This window comes from Actinomadura syzygii, from assembly GCF_008085905.1.
Classification (GTDB): domain Bacteria; phylum Actinomycetota; class Actinomycetes; order Streptosporangiales; family Streptosporangiaceae; genus Spirillospora; species Spirillospora syzygii.
Genome location: NZ_VSFF01000016.1, coordinates 17,265 through 43,963, shown reverse-complemented (window position 1 = coordinate 43,963; position 26,699 = coordinate 17,265). Strand labels below are relative to the sequence as shown.

The window sequence follows — 26,699 nt, the reverse complement described above, 5'->3', positions numbered from 1 at the left end:
GCTCCTGGTGAGGGCGGCTGGCATGTTGATAGTCACAGGCCCCTTTCGGAGTGTTAGTCAGCAGTGCGCGGGCGTGGGCGAGGACTAGGGGATCGTTGTCGACGTAGGCGATCCGGGATTCCGGGGCGGCGAGCTCGGGAGTTGGCGTCACAGTCCCGCTTCTCCGACCTCGGGCAGCATCCCGGCCACTCCAAGATCTTCGCGTGCTGCCTCGTAGAAGGCCCGGCGGTGGTGGCCCGCCTCGGCAAGTACCGCCTCCAGATGGCCGTCCACCTCACCTAGGGCGATCCGTTCCAGTTGCCAGGCGGTGCGATGCCACAGCCGTCCAGCCTGGATCGCCTCCGACGCACCCAGCAGCAAGACCGACTCCCAGCACACTCCCTGTTCGGCCCGGGCCATAGTCAACTCCAGCCGTCCCTCCTCGACAGTCAGGGGATGGGGATAGCCGCGGAGGCCCCGGTCGGCGGCGATCCGGCGTGCCAGCGTCACACAACGAATGACCGAATGTCCGAAGTCGGCATACACGGCGGCGCGCCGTTCATCCCAGCGGGTGTCGGCCTGCCTCTTCCACCGGGCACGCTCGGTAGCGGCGGTGGTCAAGTAGGAGGCTCCCGCGCCAACCAGTACGCCCACAAGCGCCGGAAGCTGGCTTGCAATACCTGCCATCGCACTCTCCTGCCGCACGGGCTTCGGCCTCGACGCGGATCGTTGACAACGTCCTGTGGCTCAACAGCATGTGGCTTTGCTGCATAGGACCCGGCTCGCCACCAAGTCTGGTGCGCCCAACGCTGCCGCCAGGCCCATCCACCGTGAACGACAGCCAGCACGGACCAGGTCCCCCACACTCGCTGATCTGCCTCATGATCAGTGGGCATTCCTCTCACAGATACCGAAACCCTGGCCTCGCTCACCCTGATTCACGCGCTGCACGACTGGCTGACCGAGTTGGAACCCGACTTCATCGCTGCCGCCCGCGCCGCCGGCGCCACCTGGGAGCAACTCGCGCCCGTCCTACGGGTCGGCGACCGCCGCGCCGCCCAACGCCGATACCGCCGCCTCACCGACCGCGCCGACCAGGACGCCGTGCAGGCACGCCTGGCCGATCTGCCCGCCGACGACCGCCCCCGCCCACGGCCGCGCCGCGACCATCCACCCCCGACGCTTGAACCTCGAACGCTAAGAGCGTCAATCGCCGTTCTGGCGGGCGACGATGGCGTTGCGCTCGGCCAGCGGGAGTTTGCGCTCGGGGTGCATGGCGCGGGCCTTCCGGGGCCGCTTGGCGCCCTTGCGGGGGCGGGTGACAGTACACGGCCTCGACGCCGTCAGCTCCACGGCCCCGACCGGCGGGCCGATCCCCGAGGCCGTCATCGACGACAAGGCCGGTGCTCCCTCGGCCCCGGTCAGCCCCTCGGCGAGCAAGTCCACGCACTGAACGCCCAGAACCACGGAACTGACGGGCATGCCGTCATGCCGTCGTGACGGCATGGTGTCGACGTAGATTGCTGTCGTCACAGAAGCCGTCACAGAACAAGGGGTCGGCGATGGGTGGGCGTGATCTTCTGGGAGGGCTCCGCGAGAAGGCGGCGAGGCTGCCCGATGACGGGCCGCCCGGCGTCGTCCAGGCGCAGCGGCGCGCCCTGCGGGCGCTGGCGACGGTGGAGGCAGCGGTGCGCACCGATCCCACGCTCACGGCCCAGGACCGATGCCGCGACCTGGACGTCCTGGACGAGGTGCTGCGTCAGTTCAGGGCGATGGCCCGCCAAGCCCAGACCGAGGCCCGGACGACGCAGTTGAAAGCGGTGGTGCCGCCCAGTAGGCGCCTCTCCCTAGTCGACAGCGAGGGAGCCGACGATGTCGTCTCGCCGGTCCGGGACAGCGATCCGGACGGCCTGCCATGTCAGCGCGTTTGGGAGCGCGATCGTCGCAACCCACATCGACGTGCCGGACGGAGTGGGAGACAGATGGGAGACGATCATGCGGGAATGGCCGTATCCAGAGCGGGCCAGCGCGGGGGTCGCGTAGGAACGGCGCAGGAAACCTCGGGTCACAGCCGCGCCCCTGAAGTCCAGTGGCCCGGACTGCCTCCGAGCATGTTTGTGCAGGTTGTGAGGCTATTTTGGTCATTCCCTCGGCTGCGTGCGGGGTCAGGCGGGCGGGAGGCCGAGGGCTCGGGCGATCAGCATTCGCTGGACCTCGGACGTTCCCTCGCCGACTTCGAGGATCTTCGCGTCCCGGTAGAAGCGGCCGACCGCGTACTCGTTCATGAAGCCGTAGCCGCCGAAGATCTGCGTCGCGTCGCGGGCGTTGTCCATGGCGGCGTTGGACGCGACCAGCTTGGCGATCGCGGCCTCCTTCTTGAAGTTCGCCCCGGCGAGCATCTTCGCGGCGGCCGCGTAGTAGGCGAGGCGGGCGGTGTGGGCGCGCGTCTCCATGTCGGCGACCTTGAACTGGATGGCCTGGTAGCGGCCGATCTCCTTGCCGAACGCCTCCCGCTCGCGGACGTAGCGGAGGCACTCGTCCACGCAGCCCTGGGCGAGGCCCACCGACAGCGCGGCGATCGCGATGCGGCCCTCGTCCAGGATGCGGAGGAACTGGGCGTAGCCCCGGCCGCGCTCCCCGACGAGGTTCTCGGCGGGCACCCGGACGTCGTCGAACGACAGTTCGCGGGTGTCGGACGCCGACCAGCCGACCTTGGAGTACTTGCGTCCGACCGTGAAGCCGGGGGTGCCGTTCGGGACGATGATCGTGGAGATCTCGTTCTCGCCGGTGAACGCGGTGACGGTCACGAACGCGGTGATGTCGGTGCCGGAGTTCGTGATGAACGCCTTCGACCCGTCGATCACCCAGGAGTCGCCGTCGAGCCGGGCGGTGGTGCGCATCCCGCCGGGCACGTCGGAGCCGCCGCCCGGCTCGGTCAGCCCGAACCCGGCGAGCCGCTCCCCGGACGTGAGGCGCGGCAGCCACTCGGCCTTCTGCGCGTCCGACCCGAAGCGGTGGATCGGCATCGCGCCGAGCGACACCCCGGCCTCCAGCGTGATCGCCACCGACGAGTCGACGCGGGCCAGTTCCTCAAGGGCCAGGCAGAGCGTGAAGTAGTCGCCGCCCATGCCGCCGTGCTCCTCCGGGAACGGCAGCCCGAACAGGCCCATCTTCCCCATCGCGGCGACGATCTCGTACGGGAACTCGCCCCGCTCGTAGAGGTCCCCGATCACCGGGGCGACGGTCTCGCGGGCGAACCGCTCGACGGTCCGGCGGAGCTCCTCCTGCTCCTCGGTGAGCGTGAAGTCGATCATCATTTCTCCGTTGCGGGTGAGAGGGCCTGGACGACGCGGGACGGGCTCGGACGGCCGAGCCGCCCCGCCATCCACCGGCTGGTCGCGACGAGCTTGTCGAGGTCGACGCCGGTTTCGACGCCGAGCCCGTTCAGCATCCAGACGAGGTCTTCGGTGGGGAGGTTTCCGGTCGCGCTCTTCGCGAACGGGCAGCCGCCGAGGCCGCCCGCGGAGGCGTCCACGACGGCGACCCCGGCGCGCAGCGCGGCGAGCGTGTTGGCGAGCGCCTGCCCGTAGGTGTCGTGGAAGTGGACGGCGAGCCGGTCGACGCCGATGCCCGCCGCCCCGAGCGCCTCGATCAGGGCGGTGACCTGGCCGGGCGTGCCGACGCCGATGGTGTCGCCGAGGCTGAGCTGCGAGCAGCCCATGTCCATCATCTTGGACGCGACCGACACGACCTGCTCGATCGGCACGTCGCCCTCCCACGGGTCGCCGCACACCATCGACACGTAGGCCCGCACCCACAGCCCCTCGGCGCGGGCACGCTCGACGACCGGCGCGAACATGGCGAGCGACTCGTCCACGGTGCGGTTCAGGTTGCGCTGGGCGAACGTCTCGGTCGCGCTGCCGAAGATCGCGATCTCGGTGACGCCGTTGGCGAGCGCCCGGTCGAGGCCCCGCTCGTTCGGGACGAGCACCGGGTACCGCAGCTCCGGGTCGCGGGGGAGCACGTCGAGCAGGTCCTCGGCGTCGGCGAGCTGCGGCACCCACTTCGGATGGACGAAGCTCGTCGTCTCGATCGTGCGCAGGCCCGCGTCCGCCAGCCGGGTCACGAACTCGGACTTGACGTCCACCGGGACGACCGCCTTCTCGTTCTGCAACCCGTCCCGCGGCCCGACCTCGTAGATCGTCACCCGTTCCGGCAGCCCCGGAAGCGGTACCCGCATCACGCCCTGCCCTTCTGGGGGAAGGCCCCCGGCCCCCGGCCCCCGGCCCCCGGAGCGGAGCCCCGAAGATCCTCGCTTCGCCCCGGTCATGGGGTCTCCTCGATCACGGCCAGTACGGCGTCGAGGGCGACCTGCGTCCCCGCGCGGACCGGCAGTTTCGCCACGACGCCCGCGAGCGGCGCGGTCACGGTGTGCTCCATCTTCATCGCCTCGACGACCACCAGCGGCTGGCCCTCCGCGACCACGTCGCCCTCCGCCGCCTTCACGGCGAGGACGGTGCCCGGCATCGGGCTGCGGAGCACGCCGTCCCCGGCGGCCTCCGCCGCCCCGCCCGCCTCGGCGCGGACGTGCTCGCTCAGCGCCCACGCGCGCCCGGCGCGGCCGAGCCACAGCGTGTGCCCGTCCCGGACGGCCTCGAAGGAGGTCGTCCTTCCAGCGTAGGTGAGCGTGAACGGCCTGGTCAGCGACGCGGCGACCGGCTCGCCCCCGCCGATCGAGACCTCGCCGGACGCGGCGCGTCCGCGCACGCGGACCTCGACCGGCTCGCCGCCGGACGGGGTGATGATCCACGGCGTCCAGGCGTTGCCGCCGGGACGCCAGCCGTCCGGGATCTCCCACGGGTCGGAGCCCGCGGCCTCAAGGGCCAGCATGCGTTCCAGCGCGGCGGCGGCGAGCACCTCGTCCGGGACGGCCGGGCCCGAGGTCAGCTCGTCGAGCGACCGCTCGACCAGGCCCGTGTCGAGGTCGCCGGACAGGACGTCCGGGTGCCGCAGCAGGGCGCGCAGGAACGCGACGTTCGTCGGGACGCCCAGCAGCGTGTACCCGGCGAGCGCGCGATCGAGCCGGTGCAGCGCCTCCGCCCGGTCCGCCCCGTGGACGATCACCTTGGCGAGCATCGGGTCGTAGGCGCCGCCGACCTCCGTCCCGGCGTCGAGACCGGAGTCGACGCGGGCGTGCTCCGGCTCGGTCAGGGCCAGGACGCGCCCGCCGGTCGGCAGGAAGCCGCGCTCCGGGTCCTCGGCGTAGACGCGGGCCTCGACCGCGTGGCCGTCCAGGACGACGTCGCCCTGCGCGAAGGGCAGCGGCTCGCCCGACGCCACGCGGAGCTGGAGTTCCACCAGGTCAAGGCCGGTCACCAGTTCGGTGACGGGGTGCTCGACCTGGAGCCGGGTGTTCATCTCCATGAAGAAGAACTCGTCCGGGCGGTCGGCGGAGACGATGTACTCGACCGTCCCGGCGCCGACGTAGCCGACGGCCCGCGCGGCGGCGACCGCGGCGGCGCCCATCCGCTCGCGGGCCGCGCCGTCCAGCAGCGGCGACGGCGCCTCCTCGACGATCTTCTGGTGCCTGCGTTGCAGGCTGCACTCGCGTTCGCCCAGGTGGACGGTGTTCCCGTGGGCGTCGGCGAAGACCTGGATCTCGATGTGCCGCGGGTTCTCGACGAACCGCTCGGCGAGCAGCGTGTCGTCGCCGAACGAGCCGCGCGCCTCGCGGCGGGCGGAGGCGATCGCGTCGGGCAGGTCGGCCGCGTCGCGGACGAGCCGCATGCCCTTCCCACCCCCGCCCGCGGACGGCTTCAAAAGCACCGGGAAGCCGATGTCGCGGGCCGCCCCCGCCAGTTCGTCGTCGGAGAGGCCGGGCTCGTCCCGCCCGGGGACGACGGGGACGCCCGCCGCCGCGACCGTCCGCTTCGCGCGGATCTTGTCGCCCATCGCGTCGATCGCCTCCGCCGGAGGCCCGACGAACACGAGGCCCGCCTCCCCGCACGCCCGCGCGAACGCGGTGTTCTCGGCGAGGAACCCGTACCCCGGGTGGACGGCCCGCGCCCCGGCGGCCAGCGCCGCCGCGATCACGGCGTCGACGTCGAGGTAGGACGGGACGCGGTGCGCCTCGTCCGCCTCCCGCACGTGCCGCGCGCCCGCGTCGGCGTCGGTGTGCACGGCCACCGCGCGGATCCCGAGCCGGCGCAGCGTGCGGAACACGCGGACGGCGATCTCCCCGCGGTTCGCGACCAGGACGCTGTCGAACATCAACACCCTCACATCCGGAAGACGCCGTAGCCGACCGGCTCCAGCGGTGCGTTCGCCGCGACCGACAGCCCGAGCCCGAGCACGCGCCGGGTGTCGCGCGGGTCGATGACGCCGTCGTCCCAGAGCCGCGCCGTCGAGTAGTACGGATTGCCCTGCGCCTCGTACTGGTCCCGGATCGGCGCCTTGAACTCCTCTTCGGCCGACGCGGGCCATTCCTCGCCGCGCGCCTCCAGTTGGTCGCGCCGGACGGTCGCGAGGACGCTCGCCGCCTGCTCGCCGCCCATCACCGAGATGCGCGCGTTCGGCCACATCCACAGGAAGCGCGGCGAATACGCCCGGCCGCACATCGCGTAGTTGCCCGCGCCGAACGAGCCGCCGATCACGACCGTGAACTTCGGGACGCGGGCGCACGCGACGGCGGTGACCATCTTCGCGCCGTGCTTGGCGATGCCGCCCGCCTCGTATTCGCGCCCGACCATGAAGCCGGTGATGTTCTGCAGGAAGACGAGCGGGACGCTGCGCCGGTCGCACAGCTCGATGAAATGCGCGCCCTTCTGCGCCGACTCGCCGAACAGGATCCCGTTGTTCGCGATGATCCCGACCGGATGGCCGTGAATGCGCGCGAAACCGGTGACGAGCGTCGACCCGTATTCCTTCTTGAATTCCTGGAAGCGGCTGCCGTCGACGATCCGGGCGATGACCTCGCGCACGTCGTAGGGGGTGCGCGGGTCGGGCGGGACGACCCCGTACAGCTCGGCCGGGTCGACCGCGGGCTCCTCGGACGCGGCGACGTCCCACGGCCGCGGCTCGCGCGGCCCGAGCGTGCCGACGATGTCGCGGACGATCCGCAGCGCGTGCGCGTCGTCCTCGGCGAGGTGGTCGGTCACCCCCGACGTGCGGGAGTGCAGCTCGCCGCCGCCGAGCTCCTCCGCCGTCACGACCTCGCCGGTGGCGGCCTTCACCAGCGGCGGGCCGCCGAGGAAGATCGTCCCCTGGCCGCGGACGATCACGGCCTCGTCGCTCATCGCCGGGACGTAGGCGCCGCCCGCCGTGCACGACCCGAGCACCGCCGCGATCTGCGGAACGCCCTTCCCGGACATCGTGGCCTGGTTGTAGAAGATGCGGCCGAAGTGCTCGCGGTCGGGGAAGACCTCGTCCTGGCGGGGGAGGAACGCGCCGCCGGAGTCGACCAGGTAGACGCAGGGGAGCCGGTTGTGCAGCGCCACCTCCTGCGCCCGCAGGTGCTTCTTCACCGTGACGGGGTAGTAGGTGCCGCCCTTGACGGTGGCGTCGTTGGCGACGACGACGCACTCGCGGCCGGAGATCCGGCCGACGCCGGTGATGATCCCGGCACCGGGGGCCTCGCCGTCGTACATGCCGTCCGCCGCCAGCGGGGACAGTTCGAGGAACGGGGAGCCGGGGTCGAGGAGCGTGTCGACGCGGTCGCGGGGGAGCAGTTTCCCGCGCGCGACGTGCCGTTCGCGGGCCCGCTCGGGACCGCCCCGCCCGGCCCGGTCGATCCGCTCCCGCAGTTCGGCGGCGAGGGCCTCGTTGTGCGCCGCGTTGGTCTTGTACGCCTCCGCCGCGACGTCGGCGCGGGAGCCGATCCCAGGTCCGCTCATGACCCCTCCCTTCCCGGTTAACGATCGTTAACAACGCCGATGTTAATGACCGTTAACAACTCTAGTCTAGACTGGGCCCATGACGTCCAGACCCGCCGCCCCGGCGACCGCCCCGCAGCCCCCGGACGGCCCGCCCGTGCGGGAGGGGGCGCCGAACCCGCGAAGGGCCGAGATCCTCGGCGCGGCGGCGGAGCTGTTCGCGCTGCGCGGCTACCACGGGGCGTCGATCGGGGAGCTGGGCCGGGCGGTCGGGCTCACCGGGCCCGCCGTCTACCGGCATTTCAGCGGCAAGGAGGCCGTCCTCGCCGAGATGCTGCTCGACATCAGCGAGCGCCTCCTCGCCGAGGGCACGCGCCGCGCCGCCGCCCCCGACCCCGGGCGCGCCCTCGACGCCCTGCTCCGCTGGCACCTCGCGTTCGCGCTCGACAACCCGGCGCTGATCACCGTCCACGAGCGGGAACTCGACAACGTGCCCGAGCCGCAGCGGCACCGGGTCCGCCGGTTGCAGCGCGCCTACGTCGAGGAATGGGTCGGGGTGCTGCGGCGGCTGCGGCCCGGCGTCCCGGGCGACCGGCTGCGCGCCGCCGTCCACGCCTGCTTCGGCCTCCTCAACTCCACTCCGCGCAGCGCCGCCGGGCAGGACCGCGCCGCCATGGACGATCTTCTGCACGCCATGGCCCGCTCGGCCCTGGAAAGCGTCCGCTGATCGGATCGGCCGTCGGCGGGCGGTCAGGAAACCCGGTCGAACCGTAGTGGACGGCCCGTCCAGCCAGGGCTTGTGGAACGTCCATGACCTTGACTTTCCCTCCGCGACGCGGGTCAGATGGACGGTGGATCACCCGCCACAGGATCCGACGGAGGAGTGCCGCATGGGCGTCGAGGGTGTCGGCTTCTACGAGATCGCACGGAACCATCCCGACCGGCCCGCCGTGCTCGCCCCCGGCGTGCCGGTGTCCTACGGCGAACTGCACGCCGAGGTGAACCGCCTCTCGAACGCGCTGGACGATCTCGGGCTGCGGCCCGGCGACACCCTCGCGACCGTCCTCGGCAACCGGGCCGGGTTCCTCACCGTCCTGCTTGCGGCGATGCAGTCGGGACTCTACATCGTCCCGGTGAGCAGGCATCTGACCGGCTCCGAGATCGGCTACATCCTGCGCGACTGCGGCGCCAAGGTCGTCGTGACCGAGAGCGCGTTCGCCGAAGCCGTCGAGAGCGCGGCGGACGAGGCGGACGTCCCGGGCGCGGGACGGGTCAGCGTCGACCCCGCACCCGGGTACCGCCTGATGGCCGGGCTCTGCGCGTCCGGCAGCGCCCACCCGCCCGCCAAGCGGCAGATGGGCTCGATCATGCTCTACACGTCCGGGACGACCGGGCGGCCGAAGGGCGTCCGGCGGCCGTTACTCGACATCACCCCGGAGATCCTCGCCGAGGTCATGCGGCAGACGCTGATGCGCAACCTCGGGCTCGCCCCGGGCGACGACGTGCACCTCGCGATCGGACCGCTCTACCACTCCGCGCCCTGCGTCCACGCGATGATGGCGCTCTTCCTCGGGCACGCCGTCGTGGTCGCGTCGCGGTTCCGTCCCGAGCACACCCTCGCGCTGATCCAGCGGCACCGAGTCGCCAACACGTTCATGGTGCCGACGATGTTCCACCGCATGCTCGCCCTCCCCGACGAGGTCAGGGAACGGTACGACCTGTCGTCGCTGCGCCAGGTGTTCCACAGCGCCGCGCCCATCCCGGTTGAGACCAAGCGGCGGATGATGGACTGGTGGGGGCCCGTCCTCCACGAGTACTACGGTTCCACCGAAAGCGGGCCCGTCACCGTCGCGTCCCCCGAGGAGTGGCTCGACCACCCGGGGACGGTCGGCCGTCCGGTCGAGGGCGTCCAGATCAAGATCCTCGATCCGGACGGCGCGGAGCTGCCCACCGGCGAGACCGGCCTGATCTACGCCAGCGGGCACCCCGGGTTCGAGTACCACGGCGACCCGGCGAGGACCGCGTCCGCGATGCGCGGCGAGTTCTACACGGCGGGCGACCTCGGCCGCGTCGACGCGGACGGGCTCCTCTACATGAGCGACCGGCGCACCGACCTGATCATCTCCGGCGGGGTGAACATCTACCCGGCGGAGGTCGAGAACGTTCTCCTGCAGCATCCGGCGGTGGGGGACGCGGCGGTCATCGGCGTCCCGGACGACGAATGGGGGCAGCGCGTCGTCGCGCTCGTCGAACCCGCCGAGGACGACCGTCCGGGCGGTCTCGACGAGCGGGCGCTGGAGGCCGAGCTGCTCGCGTTCTGCGCGCCGCGGCTCGCGCGGCTGAAGCATCCGCGGCGGGTGGAGTTCCGCGCGGCGCTGCCGCGGACGCCGTCCGGCAAGCTCAGCCGGGGCCGCCTCCGGGAGGACTACCTGCGCCACTGAGCCCGCGCTGGCGGCGTCCCGAAGAGTTCGCCGTGAACGTCGAACGCCGCCGGGCGCCGCTGCGTACAACGGGACATGAAGGACCAGAAGGTCGCCCCGCTCGATGACGTCCCGACCCCCGCCGCCGCCCCGACGAAGACCGACCTTCCCGTCATCACCGACCCCGCCGCCTTCGCCCCGCCTTCCGGGACCTCGTCCCCGGCCGGTGACGGCACGCCCGAAGACGACCGCGCCGGCGTCGCACGCCTCGGTGATCCGGTGGCGGTCTGGCCGTGCGCCGGCTGCGGACGGCCCGTGCCGCAGCCGGTGCGCGGCGCCCGCACCGTCCGCTACTGCCAGGACAATGACGGGGAATGCGAGATCGCCGCGCGGGAGAGCCGCGAGCGCGGCCTTTCGGCCCCGGGACTGACCGGCCAGGTCGCCGTGACGTGGGAGATGGTCGAACGCCTGGAGGGCGCCGCCGACCGGCTCGCGGGCTCGCTGGCGTCCGAGCTGAGCGTCGCGGGCGTGGAGCGGCGGGTCGCCGACGCCCGCGCCGAGGCCGCCGGGCACGTCGCGGCCGCGCAGCGGGAGCGGGACGCGTCCGAGCGGCGCGCCGAGGCGGCGCTGCGGGAGACGTCCACCGCCCGCGCGCGGTCCGAGGCCGCCGAGCAGGAGGCCGCGTCCGTCCGCGCCGAGGCCGCGCGGCTCGCCGCCGAGCTGGACGCCGCCCGCCGCGAGCACCGGGAGACGCAGGACCGCTCCGACGCCGCGATCGCCGCCCGGCTCGCCGCCGAACGCGATCGGGACCGCGTCGCGTCCCGCGAGGGCGAGCTGCTCGCCTCGCTGGAGAGCGCCCGCGCCGAGCTGGTCTCGCTGCACGGGCGGCTGTCGGAGGCGGACACCCTGACCGAGGGGCAGCGCGTCGAGCTCGACGCGGCGCAGCGCACCGCCGACGACCTGCGCTCCGCCGTCCGCGACGCCGAGGCGAAGCGCGGCCAGGCCGTCGCCGACCGCGACCAGATCCAGGCGCGGGCACGGGAGTTCGAGCAGCACAACTGGCAGCTCTCCCGGACGGCCGACGAGCTGCGGGCCGCCGTCCGGGCGCTCACCGCGGAACGCGACGCGGCCCGCGTCGAGGCCGACCGCGCCCGCCGCCGCGTGGACGCGCTCACCGCCCCGGTGGACGGACGCCGTCCGGACGCGCCCCGTCCACCCGTCGACCGGGAGCCGCTTACCGGGCTGCACGCCCTGCCCCCGCTGAACGGCTCACCGCTGAACGGCGGCGACCCCTCGGCCACCGACCCGCGCGCCAATTCCTACGGAGCCGTGCCGCCGACGCGCAACGGACGTCACCTTCCGTACGCCGGGTGACCCGCCACACCGCTTTACCGCCACACCGCTTTGCCCGTCACACCATCACACCGGAGATGACCCCACAGGTTGGAGGTGAGGCCCCTTTCTCCCACTGCACTGGCCCTGAGACCGGCCGTCGTACCGCACCGGGATGGTACGGCGGCCGGTGTCCGTGTCAGCGTCCTTCCAGAACGTTCGTGTAGCCGAGCGCGCCCGCGTGGACGGCGGCGTGCACGGCCCGCGCGATCCGCGACCCCCATTCGGAGCGGGGCCCGGCGAACGGCTCCGCCGCGCCGCCGCCCGTCGTCGCGGCGACGCACACGGCGTCCGACGCGGTGCCGGTGCACGGGTAGCCCGCTTCCAGGAGCGCCTGCGTCTTCGCCTCCGTGACGGTGATCACGGCGTTCACCAGCGCCGCGTCGCTCAGCGGGACGGGCACCGCGACGACGATGTTGACCGTGCCGGGCGTCCAGGGCCGCGACTCGTCCAGCCGGATCGGCGCCAGCTCGGGATCGACGGCCCCCTCGGGCGCGGCGGCCCAGGTCGGGACGCGGAGCCCCACCGTCGCCGACACCCGCACCCCGTTGTCGTCGCGCCGCACGGTCCGGGACACGGACGCGGCCGTCAACATCCCGACACCCGGCCCGTCGAGGCCGTGCGCGGCGGCGAGCTCGGTCAGGTGGACGGCCGGGTCCATGCGCGAGTAGACCCCGGCGACCTGCGCGTTCAGCACCCAGCGGGCCGGTCCGATGCCGCCGCCGAGCAGCGCGGACGAGATCATCCGGTGCCCGTCCCCGGCGCGCCAGACCGTCGCGGCGAGCCGTGCCCCGTCCTCCTCGCGCCAGACCGTCTCCAGGTTCACGGGCGCTCCAGCGACAGGATCGGCCGCCCGCCCGGACCGGGCGCGACGTGCACCCGCGCGTCGAAGTGCTCCTCGATCGCCTCGCGCGTGAGGACCTCCTCCGGCGAGCCCGCCGCCGCCACCTCCCCGGACGACAGGAGGACCAGGTCGTCGGCGTACTGCCCGGCCAGCGTCAGGTCGTGGATGGTGGTCACGACGGTCAGCCCGTCGGAGAGGCGGAGCTGGTCGACCAGCTCCATGACCTGCTGCTGGTGGCCGATGTCGAGCGCGGTCGTCGGCTCGTCCAGGAGGAGGACGCGGGTCTGCTGCGCCAGCGCCCGCGCGAGCACCGCGCGCTGCCGCTCCCCGCCCGACAGGTGCTCCAGCGGACGGGACGCGAACCGCGTCAGGTCCAGCCGGTCGAGGACCTCGGCGGTGATGGCCCGGTCGCGGGCGCTCTCGCGGCCGAGGTGCGGGATGTAGGGGGAGCGGCCGAGGAGGGTGTAGTCGAAGACCGTCATCCCCGCCGGGACGCTCGGGCTCTGCGGCGCGTACGCGATCAGCCGGGCGCGCTGCCTCGGCTTGAGCCCCTCCAGCCCGGACCCCGCCACCGTGATCTCGCCGTGGGACGGTACGAGGCCGAGCACGGCGCGCAGGAGTGTCGACTTCCCCGCCCCGTTGGGCCCGATGATCGCCGTCCACGAGCCCGCCGGGACGGTCAGCGACACCCCTTTCAGCACGGGCCGTCCGCCGAGCGCGACGTCCAGCCCGTTCACCTCGACCGTCACCGCTCCTCCACCCGGCCGGCCGGTCGGCCGACGCCGCCGGACCTCATGTGTCCACGCGCCTGCGGACCGCGCGCAGCACGATCACGAAGAACGGCCCGCCGACGAACGCCGTGACGACGCCGAGCGGCAGCTCGCCCGGCTCGATCACGGTACGCGCCACGAGGTCCGCCACCTCCAGGAACGCGGCCCCGCCGAGCAGCGACAGCGGCAGGACGATCCGGTACGAACCGCCCGCCAGGCGGCGCACGATGTGCGGCACGACGATCCCCACGAATCCGATCAGGCCGCTGATCGCCACCGCGCACGCCGTCGCCAGCGACGCCGCGACCAGCACCGTCAGCCGGACCCGCGCCGCCGACAGCCCGAGCGACGCCGCCTCCTCGTCGCCGACGCTCAGCACGTCCAGCAGGCGGCCGTGCGCCAGCAGGACGACCGTCGAGACCAGCGCGTACGGGGCGACGAGCCCGAGCTGGTGCCAGTCCGCCGACCCGACCCCGCCGAGGATCCACGTGAAGATCCGCTGGAGTTCCTCAGCCTTGAGCTGCTGGACGAAGGTCTGCACCGCCGCCAGGAACGACGACACCGCGACCCCGGCCAGGACGAGCGTCGCCGTCCCGTCGCCGCCGCGTCCGGCCGTGTTGCCCAGCGCGTACGCGAGGGCGACCCCGCAGATCGCGCCGACGAACGCGGCGAGCGGCACCCCGTAGCCCGGGTCGCCCGGCACCAGGACGATCACCATCGTCGCGCCGACGCCCGCCCCGGCCGCCGCGCCGAGCAGGTACGGGTCGGCCAGCGGGTTGCGGAACACGCCCTGGTAGCCCGCGCCCGCGATGGCGAGCATCCCGCCGACCAGCGCCGCCATCAGCGCCCGGGGCACTCTTAGTTGGAACAGCACGTTCTCGTCGATCACGCCGAGCCCCGAGTCGACGTGCACGAACGGGATGCGGTCGGCCAGCGCCTTCAGGACGCCGTCCACGGGCAGGTCCGCCGAGCCGACCAGGATTCCGGCCAGCAGGGTGGCGGCGAAGATCACCATCGTGACGACGAGCGCGAGGGGCCGCAGCCTCGCCTGCCCTTCGAGGTCCGTCCTCGTGCGGGCGAATCGCCGGCGGGCCGTCGGCCCTTCGGCCGCCTTTGGCACGTTCCGGGCCGGACGGACGTCCGGGGGCGTCCCGGGAGCCGGATGGCCGGTCGGGACGTCCCCCGGCCTCCGGTCCCGCGCGCTCACGGCCGCACGTCCGTCGGGGGAGTGGTCACCGGACTGTCACTGGACCCGCTGGACGGCGTCGCCGATCGCCTTGACGAACTCGGGCAGGCGCGGCCCCCAGCGGGAGGCGATGTCGTCGTCCAGTTCGACCACGCCCTTGTTCTTGACGGCGTCCAGCACCGACCAGCCGGGACGCTTGGCGAGCGCGGCGGCGTTCTGCCCGCAGCACTTGGTGTCGGCGAGGAAGATCAGGTCCGGGTCCTCCTTGAGGACGTACTCGCGGGAGAGGTGCGGGTAGCCGCCGCTCGCCTTGTCCGCCTCGTCGGCGATGTTGCGGAGGCCGAACATCCCGTACACCTGCCCGACGAACGTGCTCGACGTAACCGAATGCAGTTGGTTGTCGAGTTCGTGGTAGTAGGTGAGGCCCTTCGCCTTGGACGACGCCGCGACGGTCTGCTCGATGGTGGTCCGCATTCCGGTCACGACCTTGGTGGCCTCGGCGGTGTGGCCGGTCGCCTGCCCGAGGTCGTTGATCTCGTCGTAGACCTCGTCCAGCTTGGACGCCGCCGGTTCGAACAGCACCGGCACCTTCACCTTCTCCAGTGCCTTGACGATGCCGTTCAGATCGTCCGAGACGACGACGAGGTCCGGCTTGTACGCGATGACCGCCTCGGCGTTGGGCTTGAACCCGGACAGCTTCGTGCGCGGCGCGTTCGGCGGGTAGTTCGAGTAGTCGTCGGCGGCCACCACTTGCTTACCGGCCCCGATCGCGAAGAGCGTCTCGGTATGCGTGGGGGAGAGCGACACGATGCGCTTCGGGTTCGCCGGGACGGTCACCGCGCCGTTCGCGGCCTGGACGGTGACGGTCTTCCCGCCGCTCCCGCCCTTCTCGGAACCGTCGTCGCCGCCGCCACACGCGCCGGCGGCCAAGACGGCGCCGATCGCCATCACCGCGACGAAGGAACGCACGGGTCTCACAGGAGCCTCCTGGCTGCAGGGAAGCCGCGGCCCGCTCATGACGGATCGCCCTTCCACGAGGTCGAGAATCGTCGGCGCGCGGGAGGCGACCTGGCTAGGCCCGTCCGAGAGGCGTCTCGGGGTGGGGCATCACAGTTGCGGGACAGCGCCGGGATCACACCGGACTTCGCTCCGAACGCGCAGCAACGTAACGGTATCAGCCACCGAATCCGAATCTTCCGCCCATGGGGTGGGTGTGGAGTGAGTGCTCACTTCGTGCTTGACGGAGTGAGCACTCACTCCGTAGTTTGGCGGGCATGGAGACGAAGAGCCGTCGGCGCGCTCCCGGGATGACTCCCGAGGAGCGTCGCGAGATGATCGTCCGCACCGCGTTGCCGCTGGTCGCCGAGCACGGCACGGCGGTCACCACCGGCCAGATCGCCCGCGCCGCCGGAATCGGAGAGGCGACGATCTTCCGCGTGTTCGCCGACAAGGACGAACTTCTGGACGCCTGCATCGCAGCGGCGGTGCGCACCGACCACGTCCTGGCCGAACTCGCGTCGATCCCCTTGGATCAGCCGCTCCCTGCCCGCCTCATCGAGGCCGGGGCCGCCATCGAGGCGTACCTCACCCGCATGGGCATGGTCATCGGCGCCCTGCACGCGACGGGCCGCCGCAGCCGCCGCCTTCCCCCGGGGGCCACCCCGAGGACTTCCGACAAGCCGGGCCCTGCCGGTACTGGTGAGCCTGGTGCTGGTGGCCCTGATGGGGATGCTGGTCGGTGGCAGAGCCGAGAAACCGCCATGAACCGGACCCGTGAGGCGCTCGCCGAACTATTCGAACCGGAACGCGACCGGCTCCGCCTGCCCGCTGAACAGATGGCCTCCCTTTTCATGGGCTTCGCGTTCGGCCGTGCTCGTTCCTCCGCCGGACCGGACGCGCCGAACCCGTCCATGGAGGACTACGTGGACGTCTTCCTGAACGGCGCTCTCAAGGACGAGGAAGGTGCCACCAAGTGACGATCAGCCTCAACCACACCATCGTGACGGCCGCCGACAACGACGAGGCCGCCCGGTTCTTCGCCTCGGTCATGGGCCTGAAATACACGGGCCCGCATCCACACGCACGCCATTTCGTGCCGATCCATGTGAACGACTCCCTCACCCTGGACTTCCTGACCGTCGCCCACCCACAGGGTCACCACCTGGCCTTCGACGTGGACACCGTCACCTTCGACTCCGTGGTCGAACGCCTCGACGCCCGCGAAATCCCCTACGGCGACGAACCTGCCCACGCCGACAGCGGCCGCATAGACACGGACCACCCACTCGGCGGACGCGGCCTTTACTTCTCCGACTCCAGCGGCAACCTGTACGAACTGATTTCACCCTGACATCCGCCGTTCTAGGGCCCGGCAGGCGCCAGTCGGGCCACCCCGTTCAGCGGACGCCGCTCACGCTTCAGCGTTCCCGATCGACGTTCCCGCCCCAGTTTCGTCGTGTTTCGTCTGGCGGGCGCTCTCGTCGCGCCCGTCCGGATCATCCCCGCGGGGCGCATACTGCCGCGCCAGCCTCCGGTCATTCTCGGCCCACCAGCGGTGGCGCGCCGCCGACGGCAGATGCAACTCGGCCTCTTCGGGATGGGCGGACGCCATGTCCTCCAGCAGTTTCGCCGCCCTGTCATGCGCCAGCGCCGAGGACACCATCGCCTGCCGCGCGTACACCCCGGTTTCAAGCCGATGCTCCGCGGGCGCCTCGTCACCAGCAGGACCATCTGGCAAGCGTGTCTGACGGACCTCGGTCGTCCGCCCCTCGTCCGCTCTCACCCGGATCGCGCGGTCATCGCTGTCCATCCCAGGCGGCCCGACGTCCGAGCCCGTCGGCCGACCAACCCTCCAGCCACATGTACCTACCTACCCAGCCCCACTTCGTTCAGCACACCGGACCATCCATGCTTGCCTGCGCCCGATCCAGCAGTGCCGGCAACCGCTTGGGGACTCGGGACCACAGCCCGCGAACCGCTGGAGAAACACGCGCAACCGTTCGCGCCGGGCCCGCGGCGTCCAGCACACTGGCACCATGACGATCTTGTTCGTGGACGGCTGGCTGGGCCCGGACCCCGGCGACTGGCAGGAGCTGTGGACGCGGAAACTCCCAGGCTCGCGCAGGGTGGAACAAGACGACTGGCACCTCGCCGAACGCAATAAGTGGGTCGCACGGCTCGATGAGGCCATCACCGCCTGCACGGAACCTCCCGTGCTCGTCGCGCACAGCCTCGGTTGCCCGACCGTGGCTCACTGGGTAGCAGACAACCCTCACCGGAGAGTCCGTGCCGCCCTAATGGTCACCCCGGCCGATGTGGAACGTAACATCACTCCCGAGATCACAGGTTTCGCCCCCATCCCTCAAATCCCCTTTTCTTTCCCCACGGTCGTCGCGGCAAGCCGAAACGACCACTGGATGACGCCGGAGCGCGCGGCCGCCTTCGCCAAGTCCTGGAACGCGCGCCTAGTCGACGCAGGCGAAGTAGGCCACCTAACCGTCACCGAAGGTTACGGCGCATGGCTCCAAGGCGAACAACTCCTAACCGATCTCCTGAACACCACAGCCGGATAAACCTCGGCTAACGACCTCCCAACCCGATGCGCCGCAGTAGGCGAAACCGCAAATTCAATGGAGGTTCCCAACTGATCGTGACACCCTCCCTTCGTGGACTATGAAATCAAGCCATGGCTCCTGACCTGGGATGACGTTGACCCCTTTCGTCATCCATTCGACGCGGACATCGCTGCGGATGTCATCCGGAGTCTGGCGCGCGCCCTGACGATGCCGACGCGCCCGCCAGGCGGTGTCCCTGATCGCCTCGTCATCGCCAGACGGCCGTCATGCCGACGCCAGTAGTCAGACGACCCATCCCAAGCCGGATATTGTGCCGCCGTGACCGGACCGAAGCAGCGACGGCGTCCGCTGCTCTTCCTCGACGTCGACGGCCCCCTCATCCCCTTCGGATCAACGCCCGAAGAGCATCCGACCTACCAGACGCTCTCATCGCCTTGCCCCGATGAGAATCCGCTGGTGTCCCGGATCAATCCCGAGCACGGAAAACGGCTGATGGAGTTCGACTGCGACCTGGTCTGGGCCACCAGTTGGATGGATGACGCGAACGAGTGCATCGCACCGCGCCTCGGGCTGCCTCGGCTGTCGATGGTGACCTGGCCGGACGCGCCCGCGATCGAAGAGCAGGACGCACGCCACGGCCTGCACTGGAAAACCCGCACCCTCGTCACCTGGGCGGCAGGACGCCCCTTCGCCTGGCTCGATGACGAGATCACTGACAACGACCGCGCCTGGGTATCCGCGCACCACCCCGGCCTGGCTCTCCTACGTCGAGTCGACCCGAAGCACGGCATCATCCAGGCCGACTACAACGCCGTCGAGGAATGGCTACAAGGACTAGTCCTCCCTCCGCCGAGCCCCCCACAACAACCCAGGCGTGATCAAAACCGGGGAGGATGAGGAGAGTGGAAGACGATCAGTCCATAGCCGCGTTCCTGGCGACAGTGAACGTCGGTGACACCCTCTCCGGAACCATCGCCGAGGTCACGCGATCGGAAGCATCCGTACTCCTCGATGACTTCGCTGCCGACGCGGTCGGCATCATCGGCCCGCTTGACCTTTCCTGGCGATCCTTCCGACGATCGACAGCCGACCTCCTTCAGATCGGCACCAGGGTCTCCGCCGAAGTCATCGCCGTAGACGCGCCGAGACGGAAGATAATGCTCTCCCGGTCAGCCGCCGAGAATCCACAACTCTGGGACTTCCTCAAAGCACTGCGTCCGGGAGAGCATTTGTCCGGCACCGTAGCGGCCATCGAGCGCTTCGGCGTTTTCATAGACTTGGATGACGGGCCGAAACATCCAACCTTCCCCGGCGTCGGCTTCATAACCATGCCCGAGTTGTCCTGGCGCAGATTCGAGGACCCGTCTGAAATCATCTCGAAAGGACAGCGAGTCACCTGCCAATTCCTGGCCTTCGACACCTCCAACGGCGAGGCCCGACTGTCGCTGCGTGCCACCCAACCTGACCCGTTCCAGCAGTTCGCCCTCGACGTTCAGGTAGGGCAGATCCTGCACGGCTCAATCACCAAACTGGTGCCCTTCGGAGCATTCGTCCAGGTCGAGGACGGCATAGAAGGTCTGATCCACCTCAACCAGCTATCACCCTCGCCAATCGAAACACCAGACCAGGCCGTCCAAATGGGCGAAGAGATCACCGTAACCGTCACCGACATAGACCTGCCCCGACGACGCCTAACCCTGTCACGCCACCACTGACCCACCGGGCGGTGAAGCCCGGCGGCGGCGTCCACCCCCTCGAGCTTGACCCTCCGCTGCTCAGCCTCCGTGCGGCACGCCCCAACTATTCGGTTGTCCGAGGGGTCACTGCCAGGAGTGTCCCCCCACGTGATGACAGAACATGGGACCGTAGTCGAGTGGCCGAAGTGGCTCGCCCGCAAGCGCGGCCAGCTCCTCCGTGCTCCAGCCCAGCGACTCGGCCACCGGGGGCCAGAGTCCGCGGACGCATCGGTACCGAGCCACGCTCGCCGTCACCGCTGCGCTCCCAAGCCCGCCCGCCCGATGACGGCGAGAGCCAACGGGTCCAGCCGTCCCTGAGGGCGTGACCTGACGGCCTGGTCGCCCCTTGGAGGGCGGCGCGTTGATGAGGTCGGCTGGCTTGGAGGGCGGTGGTGCGGGCCGTAACGGGTGCGGCACGAGACGATCAAGACATTGACTGATCGACAAAGCCGATTAACCCTTGGCACAACTGACCGGTCAGTGCCCCCTTCCCTCACTCTCATCAGGAGACCGGATGCTGTCGCGGGTGATGTCCCGCGCGGTGGCCGCCCTGGTCGTCCTCGTCGTGCTCGTCGGTGTGCCCCTGCACACCGACGCGTTCGGCGCGGGCTCCTCGGCGAGACACAACGCGCAGGCCAAGAACATTCCAGCGCCACAGAGCTACTTCGGCTTCGCCATGGGCACGACCGGCAGGCTCGCCGGATTCGACAAGATCAAGCAGTACTTCCGCCTCATCGCCGACCGTTCGGACCGGGTGACCTACCAGGTCGCCGACAAGACCACGATGGGCAACGACTACCCGGTCCTGTTCGTGAGCTCGCCGCGAAACCTGCGGAACCTCGGGCAGATCGTCCGGGACAACCAGCGACTCGCCGACCCTCGCGGAATCTCCGAGCAGGAGGCCCGCAGGCTGTCGCAGCGGAGTAAGCCGGTCTACCTCATGGAAGGCACCCTGCACTCCACCGAAGTCGGTAACACGCAGGCGCTGGTGGACATCGTGCACCGTTTCGCCACCGAGGACTCCGACTACACCAAGACCGTGCTGGACAACGCGGTCCTGATGGTCATCCCGTCCGGCAACCCTGATGGCCAGCACCTCGTAGTCGACCATTTCAATAAGACCGCAGGAACCGCCTACGACCGGGTGTACCCGGACCTCTACCACCGGTACATCGGACACGACGACAACCGTGACTGGTTCATGTTCACCCAGCGGGAGACCCGTACGCGGGTCCGGCTGGAGCAGACATACCGTCCGGTCGTCGGGCACTACATGCACCAGGCCGGAACAGGCGGACCGCGACTGTGGACGGCCCCGTATGACGAGCCGCTCGGCAGCGGGGTGGACCCGATCACCATCCAGTCCGCAACCTCGCAGGGCCAGCAGGCCGCGCGTGCGCTGACCGCCGAGGGCAAGAAGGGCGTCGGCACCGACGACGCCTACGGCATCTTCTGGAACGCCGACGTCATGGGCTTCTCGACATTCCTCGGCACGTCGCTGTTCCTCACCGAGATCGCCGGAGCCAAGGACCTCGCCTACCCGTTCACCTCGTCCGACGGCAAACCGCTCGGTCCGCAGAACCGGACCATGAGGATGCTCCAGCCGTACGACAAGAACACCTGGACGCTGGAGCAGATCGTCGCGTACGCCGAGACCGCCGCCTACGCGGGGATCGAGAACGTCGCGAAGAACCCCGAGTCCTGGCTGTTCAACAACCTGTACCAGACGGGGCGCAATGCGGTCGCGCTGCCGGACGTCGAGCCGGGGACGCCGAACGCCTACGTCATCCCGGCGGGCCAGCGCGACCCGTTCGCGGTCCTGGAGATGCTGCGGATCTTCGAGTTCGGACGGGTCGAGATCGACCAGGCCACGGCCCCGTTCAGCGCGGCCGGCAAGACCTACCCCGCCGGGTCGTACGTGCTCCGCACCCGGCAGCCGCTCGGCCGCTGGATCGACCAGCTTTTGAAGATCGACAAGTATCCGGAGCAGGCTGCGCGCAAGTGCGGCCAATGCCCGCTGATCATGCCGTACAGCGAGACCACCGACAATCTCGGTCTGCTGCTCGGTGTCGACGTCGACCCGGTCAAGGATGCTTTCAACGCGCCTTTGCAGCGAGTCCGACGGGTTCTGCCGCAACAGGTGCGCATGCCGGCGACGCCACGCGGCGCGTATCTGGTCGCACCGGAGTCGTACGGCGTCGCACACGTCCTTTCCCGCCTGCAAAAGGCCAAGGTGCCGACGTTCCGGTCCGCCGAGGAGTTCAAAGCGGGCGGACGGTCGTTCGCGCCGGGCACGGTCGTGGTCCCGCCGACGGCGGCGGCCCGGCAGGTGCTGCAGGGCGTGTCGGCCGACACCGGCCTTCCGGTGTACGGGACGGACGAGCTGCCCAAGGTGGACGGCTTCACACTCAAGCCCGGCACCAAGGTCGGACTGATCCGCGGCGCGAACAACATGCCCGGCGGGTGGATGATGTGGATGTTCGACCAGTACGGCATCGACTACAAGGTCGTCTCCGCCGACGACTACGGCGACCTCGCCGGGAAGTACGACACGATCGTGCTCGCGGACGGGGTCTCCAAGAACACCATCATCAGGGGTCTCGACCCCGCGAAGAACCCACCGGAGTTCGCGTGGGCGCGTGGCGTCGGTGAGCAGGGCTGGGCGAAACTGGCGGACTACGTCTCCGGTGGCGGCAACCTCGTCGCGATCGGCGGATCGTCGGAGACGGCGCGGCAGCTCCTCAAACTGCCGGTCGAGAACGCGACACCGTCCGATCCGGCGAAGCTCAACGCGCCTGGCGCCTTGTTGCGTGCGTCGTACGACCCGAAGGTCCCGGCGGCTTGGGGCATGCCCGAGTCGGGTGCGGTCTGGTTCAACCAGGATGCGGCCTACAAGGTCACCGGTGACGCCCAAGTGGCGTCGCGGTACCCCGGTGAAGGCGACCTGCTGGCCAGTGGGTACGCGCACGGAACGGCGTCCCTGAACGGCCTCGCCAACGTGGCGACGTTCGAGGTCGGCAAGGGGCACGCCACGATCGCGGGCAGCGAGATCACCTTCCGGAGTTGGCCGCGGCAGACCTGGCCGATCGTCATCAACTCGATCTACCAAGGTCCGTCGAAGCCGACCCGACCTGGTACGGACGAAAGGAACTGACCCTTCGATCGCGGTCGGCGGGACACACAGGCCCGCCGACCACGATCGCCTTTTCCGTCTGTGACCACGACCCGACCATGCGTCGGCGGACATTCCGATGCCATCGCCGACGTCTGCCACGACCCGAGAAAATCACGGCTTAGCGGATCTTGAGTCACGTGCGTGATCATTTTGGCGGAGCGCGGTTCGCTGACCTGCGGTGATTCAGAGTTATCCACATTTTCCCGCGGTCTTTCGGGGCGGGGGCCGAGGCGAGCATCATCGTTTCCGTGAACGGAATCAACCTCACCTGGAGACGAGCGGGCGTTGATTCGATCATTCCTGTCGGGGACGGTGTCTACTTCGTCCCGATCAAGGGAGCATCGCTGGCCGCGCGAGCCGCAGCACTCAGCAGCCTGTTGCCTGATCAGGTCGTGGTAGCCCGACGCACTGCCGCCTGGATCTGGGGTCTCGACGTTTTACCGCCGGGAGCGAAAGAGGCTGATTGGGACGTCGAACTCATAACGCCCAGCACCTCCGGAGACCCGCCGTCACCGATTACCGCCGATAACGTGCAGCTTCCCGTGGACCATATCGAGGAGGAGTCCGGTGTGCGCCTCACGTCCCTATCCCGGACGGCTTTGGACTGTGCTCGTTGGCTTCCCCGCTACGAAGCGGTGGCAGCACTCGACCAGTTCCTTAGGCGTGATGTGGAGGCCGATGAACTCATAGCAATGGCCCGAGCGCTACCGGGATATCGCGGCAACAAGAGGTTGCGGCAGGTCGTCCGTCTCGGTGATCGTGGGGCGGCGTCCCCTGGCGAGAGTTGGATCCGCGTCGCAGTCGTTAGCGCGGGTTTCCCGCGTCCGCGCACCCAGGTGCCGGTCAGGAGTTCAGCCGGTCGGTGCGCATACGTAGACCTCGGGTATCCGGAGTTCCGTGTCGGTCTCGAATACGACGGCGAACGCCATCACACGGGTGCCGCGGCCCGAGCGCATGACGCGCGACGCCGCGCCTGGCTGACCAAGGAGAAGGGATGGGAAATCCTTCCCATCACCAAGGACTTCCGCCACAAGCCTGCGCCCTACCTAGAGGCTCTTCTGACCGCACTGCTGCAGCGGGGCTGGACGCCAAACGATCCCACGATGAATCGAATATCCGCCCGGTTAGCTGCACTGGATCGCCGACATTGGAGGTAGCGCAAGAGGAGAAGTCAATCAGCGATTCAAAGAGAATCGCCGTGCCAGCCTGTCTATCTACTGGCTCTTGGGTGCCGAAGGTGCTGCTATTGGACGCGGATCATCGGTGCTGCTCTGACGGTGCGTGGTCCGCGTGGCTGAGCTGTGTTTGGCGAGCAAGCGAAAGATGAAGGGAGTTGAGTATTGGCCTGTGCGGTGTTCATTTACCCGCGATCTAGGAGGTTTACCAAGCGCTTTGGTGCAATGAGTCGGTAGCTCTCCTCGATGAGTTCTGCCAATTCATCCCAGTCTTGCTCCACGTCGAGGCGCGCGCCTACCCATCCCTTGCTACCGACGTACTTTGGGAAGAAGAAGCGCTCCGGGCTTTCTGCTATGAGGGCCTCCTGTACGCCAGCGCCAGCCTTGAACGTCATGTAGAGACCGTCCTCGCTGGTCATCACGAACAGCTTGTCCCGGACACGGAACGAAGGTGCGGTGTGTCCGCCGAATGATTTCTCGACCACCTCTGGCAACTCTAGGCAGGCTTCTCTTATCCGAGCCATCGTGTCCAGGTCGTTCATCTCAACTCCTGAGTACTTGCGATCTGAGGGAGTGTTGATTGGGTAAGTGATTCTGCCCTCGCGTCGTAGGCGACAACGGTCCAGGTCACCATGCTGGCGAGCACCATACCCTGCTGCAACGCGCCGATCCGCGCGGCGGACGTAACGCTCCCGGCAGAGCGCACCACCAACATGGCCCGCCTTGTCGGCCCTGCCCTTGCCCGCACAGGCGCTTCCCGCTCGGCCGTCCCGGGAGCCGGGGCGACGAACAGCTGTGCGAAGTGCGGCATGACGCGGCGCGCGGCGGGGCCGGTGAAGCCCGGGTCGTGCGGCAGCTCGCGCCAGTCGAGGACGGTGAGGCCCTCGTCCGCGCAGAGCGCCTCGACGTGCGCGGTCACGGCGGCGCGCTCGTCGCCGTTGGACGGCAGGAACGCGATGCCCGCGGTGTAGGCGCCGGGGTCGGGGTGGGGTGGGTTTGAGGTGGGGAGGTGGCGTGGGGGTGATCGCCGGTTTGGGTGGCTTGGTGGGGGCTTGTGGGGTATACGGGGCGTAGTACCGGGTTCGCGGTGGGCGGTGGCCGCGGTGGATGGATGGAGCGGCTCATGACCGGCGGTACTGACGAGCGGGCATCGAAGGGGTTCGACACGAGCGTTCCGAATTCGGCGCGTGTCTGGAACTACTGGCTTGGCGGGAAGGACGGCTATCCGGTCGACTGTGAGGCGGGGGAGCAGTACAGGCAGGTGTATCCGGCGATCGTGGACGTGGCTCGCGCCGGACGTCGCTTTCTCGTCAGGTCTGTGCGGTATCTGGCTGGTGCGGCGGGGATTCGGCAGTTTCTGGACGTCGGGACGGGGCTGCCGACCCTTCAGAACACCCATGAGATCGCGCAGAGCGTGGCACCCGAATGCCGGGTCGTTTATGTCGACAACGATCCTCTGGTGCTGGCGCATGCGCGGGCACTGCTCGCCAGTTCACCGGAGGGGGCGACCGACTTTGTAGATGCCGACATGCATCGACCCGGTGAGATCCTCCGTGCCGCGGCCACGGTGCTGGATTTCTCTCGGCCGGTCGGGCTGACGCTGACCGGCGTTCTCGGGCACGTCCAGGAATACGAGGACGCGCGGTCGATCGTGAAGCAGTTGTTGGACGGCCTTGTGCCTGGTAGTCACCTTGTGGTCGCGGACAGTGTCAGTGTCGGCGCCGCGCACAGGAAGGCCAATGAGCGTTATCGAAATACCGGGGCCGTCCCGTACCTGCTGCGTTCGGAGGAGGAGATCCGGGGGTTCTTCGACGGGCTCGAATTGGTCGATCCCGGGGTCGTGCCGGTGACGCGGTGGCGGTGCGGGCGCGAGCCCGCGGCCGCCGAGATCGGGATGCTCGGGGGCGTCGGACTCAAGACACGCTGACTCTGCGGCGGATATCCGGGCCCAGGTCAGCGCGCCGGTTTACGCTGACCTGAACATATCGGCACATGAAGGGCATGGCGCATGAACCGCAGCGAACTGGTCAGGGCCGTGGCGGAGCGCGCGGGAAGCGAGGAAGCCGCCGCGCGCCGGCACGTGGACGCCGTGGTCGAGACCGTGATGGAGCGGGTGTCCGCCGGGGAACGCGTCATCATCACCGGGTTCGGGACGTTCGACCGCGCGTCGCGTCCGGCCCGGAAGGCCCGCAACCCACACACTGGCGTTCCGATCGAGGTGCCCGCCGCCGAGGTGCCGCGGTTCCGGGTCGGGCAGACGTTCCGGAATCGGGTCGGGCAAAGCGTGTCCGTGCCCGAGGAACAGCCCGCTCCGGATCCGGTGGTCGCGCTTGTCGCCGAAGAGTCCGCGTCGAAGAAGTCCAAGGACGGTAAGGCCGTCAAGGATTCCAAGGCCGTCAAGACCGTCAAGGGCATCAAGGGTGGGAAGAAGGCCAAGAAGGGCTTGGAGAAGCCCAAGGGGGAGAAGGGGGCCGTGAAGGCGACGAAGCGACCCGGGAAGGCGAAGGCGTCTGCCAAGCCTGCGAAGGTCGGTAAGGCGTCGAAGGCCGTCAAAGCCGGTAAGTAGCGTGGCGGCT

General features: G+C 69.8%; 27 protein-coding genes and 1 pseudogene. 12 read left to right on the top strand and 16 right to left on the bottom strand.

The window, feature by feature from the left end; genetic code table 11:
* Positions 1-70: 70 nt before the first annotated feature.
* The 9 genes and pseudogenes from FXF65_RS46340 to FXF65_RS37110 form a co-directional block, all read right to left on the bottom strand.
* Positions 71-151: pseudogene (locus tag FXF65_RS46340) on the bottom strand (SAM-dependent methyltransferase); the annotation flags it as partial.
* Complete coding sequence (locus FXF65_RS37140; protein WP_148354778.1) at positions 148-666, bottom strand: hypothetical protein; 519 nt, start codon at positions 664-666, stop codon at positions 148-150. The gene FXF65_RS37140 and the pseudogene FXF65_RS46340, both read right to left, overlap by 4 nt.
* A 345-nt stretch (positions 667-1,011) precedes the next feature.
* Positions 1,012-1,149, bottom strand: coding sequence for a hypothetical protein (locus tag FXF65_RS44185; RefSeq protein ID WP_187412722.1), 138 nt, complete (start codon positions 1,147-1,149; stop codon positions 1,012-1,014).
* Between the two features lie 36 nt (positions 1,150-1,185).
* Positions 1,186-1,425, bottom strand: coding sequence for a hypothetical protein (locus FXF65_RS37135; protein WP_148354777.1), 240 nt, complete (start codon positions 1,423-1,425; stop codon positions 1,186-1,188).
* Positions 1,426-1,826: 401 nt separating this feature from the next.
* The gene (locus FXF65_RS37130) at positions 1,827-2,048 is read right to left on the bottom strand and encodes a hypothetical protein (RefSeq protein WP_148354776.1); all 222 of its coding nucleotides are present in this window, start codon (positions 2,046-2,048) and stop codon (positions 1,827-1,829) included.
* 96 nt (positions 2,049-2,144) lie between these two features.
* A complete protein-coding gene (locus tag FXF65_RS37125) occupies positions 2,145-3,293 on the bottom strand; it encodes an acyl-CoA dehydrogenase family protein (protein WP_148354775.1) in 1,149 nt (382 codons plus the stop codon).
* Complete coding sequence (locus FXF65_RS37120) at positions 3,293-4,219, bottom strand: hydroxymethylglutaryl-CoA lyase (protein WP_148354774.1); 927 nt, start codon at positions 4,217-4,219, stop codon at positions 3,293-3,295. The genes FXF65_RS37125 and FXF65_RS37120 overlap by 1 nt, the downstream gene beginning before the upstream one ends.
* Before the next feature lie 86 nt (positions 4,220-4,305).
* Positions 4,306-6,249 (bottom strand): acetyl/propionyl/methylcrotonyl-CoA carboxylase subunit alpha, encoded by a 1,944-nt coding sequence (locus FXF65_RS37115; RefSeq protein WP_148354773.1) that lies wholly within the window; start codon positions 6,247-6,249, stop codon positions 4,306-4,308.
* 8 nt (positions 6,250-6,257) lie between these two features.
* On the bottom strand, positions 6,258-7,871 hold the full coding sequence (locus FXF65_RS37110; protein ID WP_148354772.1) for a carboxyl transferase domain-containing protein: 1,614 nt from the start codon (positions 7,869-7,871) through the stop codon (positions 6,258-6,260).
* Positions 7,872-7,950: 79 nt separating this feature from the next.
* On the opposite strand from FXF65_RS37110, the gene FXF65_RS37105 reads away from it, so the two are divergent.
* The 3 genes from FXF65_RS37105 to FXF65_RS37095 all read left to right on the top strand — a co-directional run bounded on the left by FXF65_RS37105 (position 7,951) and on the right by FXF65_RS37095 (position 11,644).
* Positions 7,951-8,577, top strand: coding sequence for an SACE_7040 family transcriptional regulator (locus FXF65_RS37105; RefSeq protein ID WP_148354771.1), 627 nt, complete (start codon positions 7,951-7,953; stop codon positions 8,575-8,577).
* Between the two features lie 163 nt (positions 8,578-8,740).
* Positions 8,741-10,291 carry an AMP-binding protein gene (locus FXF65_RS37100; protein WP_148354770.1) on the top strand — a complete coding sequence of 517 codons (1,551 nt, stop codon included), beginning with the start codon at positions 8,741-8,743 and terminating at the stop codon, positions 10,289-10,291.
* Positions 10,292-10,366: 75 nt separating this feature from the next.
* Positions 10,367-11,644, top strand: coding sequence for a coiled-coil domain-containing protein (locus FXF65_RS37095; RefSeq protein WP_148354769.1), 1,278 nt, complete (start codon positions 10,367-10,369; stop codon positions 11,642-11,644).
* Positions 11,645-11,801: 157 nt separating this feature from the next.
* Here the strand turns inward: FXF65_RS37095 and FXF65_RS37090 are convergent, their stop codons facing one another.
* The 4 genes from FXF65_RS37090 to FXF65_RS37075 form a co-directional block, all read right to left on the bottom strand.
* A complete protein-coding gene (locus tag FXF65_RS37090) occupies positions 11,802-12,482 on the bottom strand; it encodes an adenosylcobinamide amidohydrolase (protein WP_246199369.1) in 681 nt (226 codons plus the stop codon).
* Between the two features lie 2 nt (positions 12,483-12,484).
* Positions 12,485-13,255: an ABC transporter ATP-binding protein gene (locus tag FXF65_RS37085; protein WP_148354768.1), complete on the bottom strand. Its 771-nt coding sequence runs from the start codon at positions 13,253-13,255 to the stop codon at positions 12,485-12,487.
* A 43-nt stretch (positions 13,256-13,298) separates the two neighbouring features.
* Positions 13,299-14,291, bottom strand: coding sequence for a FecCD family ABC transporter permease (locus tag FXF65_RS37080; RefSeq protein WP_148355169.1), 993 nt, complete (start codon positions 14,289-14,291; stop codon positions 13,299-13,301).
* A gap of 228 nt (positions 14,292-14,519) precedes the next feature.
* Positions 14,520-15,440 carry an ABC transporter substrate-binding protein gene (locus tag FXF65_RS37075; RefSeq protein WP_148354767.1) on the bottom strand — a complete coding sequence of 307 codons (921 nt, stop codon included), beginning with the start codon at positions 15,438-15,440 and terminating at the stop codon, positions 14,520-14,522.
* Positions 15,441-15,736: 296 nt separating this feature from the next.
* On the opposite strand from FXF65_RS37075, the gene FXF65_RS37070 reads away from it, so the two are divergent.
* A complete protein-coding gene (locus tag FXF65_RS37070; RefSeq protein WP_246199356.1) occupies positions 15,737-16,438 on the top strand; it encodes a TetR/AcrR family transcriptional regulator in 702 nt (233 codons plus the stop codon).
* Entirely contained in the window at positions 16,435-16,812 is a 378-nt protein-coding gene (locus tag FXF65_RS37065) for a VOC family protein (RefSeq protein WP_148354766.1), read from the top strand. The genes FXF65_RS37070 and FXF65_RS37065 overlap by 4 nt, the downstream gene beginning before the upstream one ends.
* A 60-nt stretch (positions 16,813-16,872) precedes the next feature.
* Here FXF65_RS37065 and FXF65_RS37060 read toward each other — a convergent pair whose 3' ends face one another.
* Positions 16,873-17,271: a hypothetical protein gene (locus FXF65_RS37060; RefSeq protein ID WP_148354765.1), complete on the bottom strand. Its 399-nt coding sequence runs from the start codon at positions 17,269-17,271 to the stop codon at positions 16,873-16,875.
* 226 nt (positions 17,272-17,497) lie between these two features.
* On the opposite strand from FXF65_RS37060, the gene FXF65_RS37055 reads away from it, so the two are divergent.
* From FXF65_RS37055 to FXF65_RS37035, 5 genes are all read left to right on the top strand, one after another.
* Positions 17,498-18,034 carry an RBBP9/YdeN family alpha/beta hydrolase gene (locus FXF65_RS37055; RefSeq protein WP_148354764.1) on the top strand — a complete coding sequence of 179 codons (537 nt, stop codon included), beginning with the start codon at positions 17,498-17,500 and terminating at the stop codon, positions 18,032-18,034.
* Positions 18,035-18,355: 321 nt separating this feature from the next.
* Positions 18,356-18,934 carry an HAD domain-containing protein gene (locus FXF65_RS37050; RefSeq protein ID WP_148354763.1) on the top strand — a complete coding sequence of 193 codons (579 nt, stop codon included), beginning with the start codon at positions 18,356-18,358 and terminating at the stop codon, positions 18,932-18,934.
* Positions 18,931-19,752: a S1 RNA-binding domain-containing protein gene (locus FXF65_RS37045; protein WP_148354762.1), complete on the top strand. Its 822-nt coding sequence runs from the start codon at positions 18,931-18,933 to the stop codon at positions 19,750-19,752. The genes FXF65_RS37050 and FXF65_RS37045 overlap by 4 nt, the downstream gene beginning before the upstream one ends.
* Positions 19,753-20,287: 535 nt before the next feature.
* A complete protein-coding gene (locus FXF65_RS37040) occupies positions 20,288-22,927 on the top strand; it encodes a M14 family zinc carboxypeptidase (RefSeq protein WP_148354761.1) in 2,640 nt (879 codons plus the stop codon).
* Between the two features lie 269 nt (positions 22,928-23,196).
* Positions 23,197-24,105: a hypothetical protein gene (locus FXF65_RS37035; protein WP_148354760.1), complete on the top strand. Its 909-nt coding sequence runs from the start codon at positions 23,197-23,199 to the stop codon at positions 24,103-24,105.
* A 203-nt stretch (positions 24,106-24,308) separates the two neighbouring features.
* Here FXF65_RS37035 and FXF65_RS37030 read toward each other — a convergent pair whose 3' ends face one another.
* Together FXF65_RS37030 and FXF65_RS37025 are read right to left on the bottom strand one after the other, a co-directional pair.
* Positions 24,309-24,665, bottom strand: a complete 357-nt coding sequence (locus FXF65_RS37030; RefSeq protein ID WP_148354759.1) for an MmcQ/YjbR family DNA-binding protein — start codon at positions 24,663-24,665, stop codon at positions 24,309-24,311.
* Positions 24,662-25,186 (bottom strand): hypothetical protein, encoded by a 525-nt coding sequence (locus FXF65_RS37025; protein WP_148355165.1) that lies wholly within the window; start codon positions 25,184-25,186, stop codon positions 24,662-24,664. Before FXF65_RS37025 ends, FXF65_RS37030 begins: the two co-directional genes overlap by 4 nt.
* 60 nt (positions 25,187-25,246) lie before the next feature.
* On the opposite strand from FXF65_RS37025, the gene FXF65_RS37020 reads away from it, so the two are divergent.
* Positions 25,247-26,050: an SAM-dependent methyltransferase gene (locus tag FXF65_RS37020; protein ID WP_148354758.1), complete on the top strand. Its 804-nt coding sequence runs from the start codon at positions 25,247-25,249 to the stop codon at positions 26,048-26,050.
* Positions 26,051-26,131: 81 nt separating this feature from the next.
* A complete protein-coding gene (locus FXF65_RS37015; protein ID WP_148354757.1) occupies positions 26,132-26,689 on the top strand; it encodes an HU family DNA-binding protein in 558 nt (185 codons plus the stop codon).
* Positions 26,690-26,699: the final 10 nt, after the last annotated feature.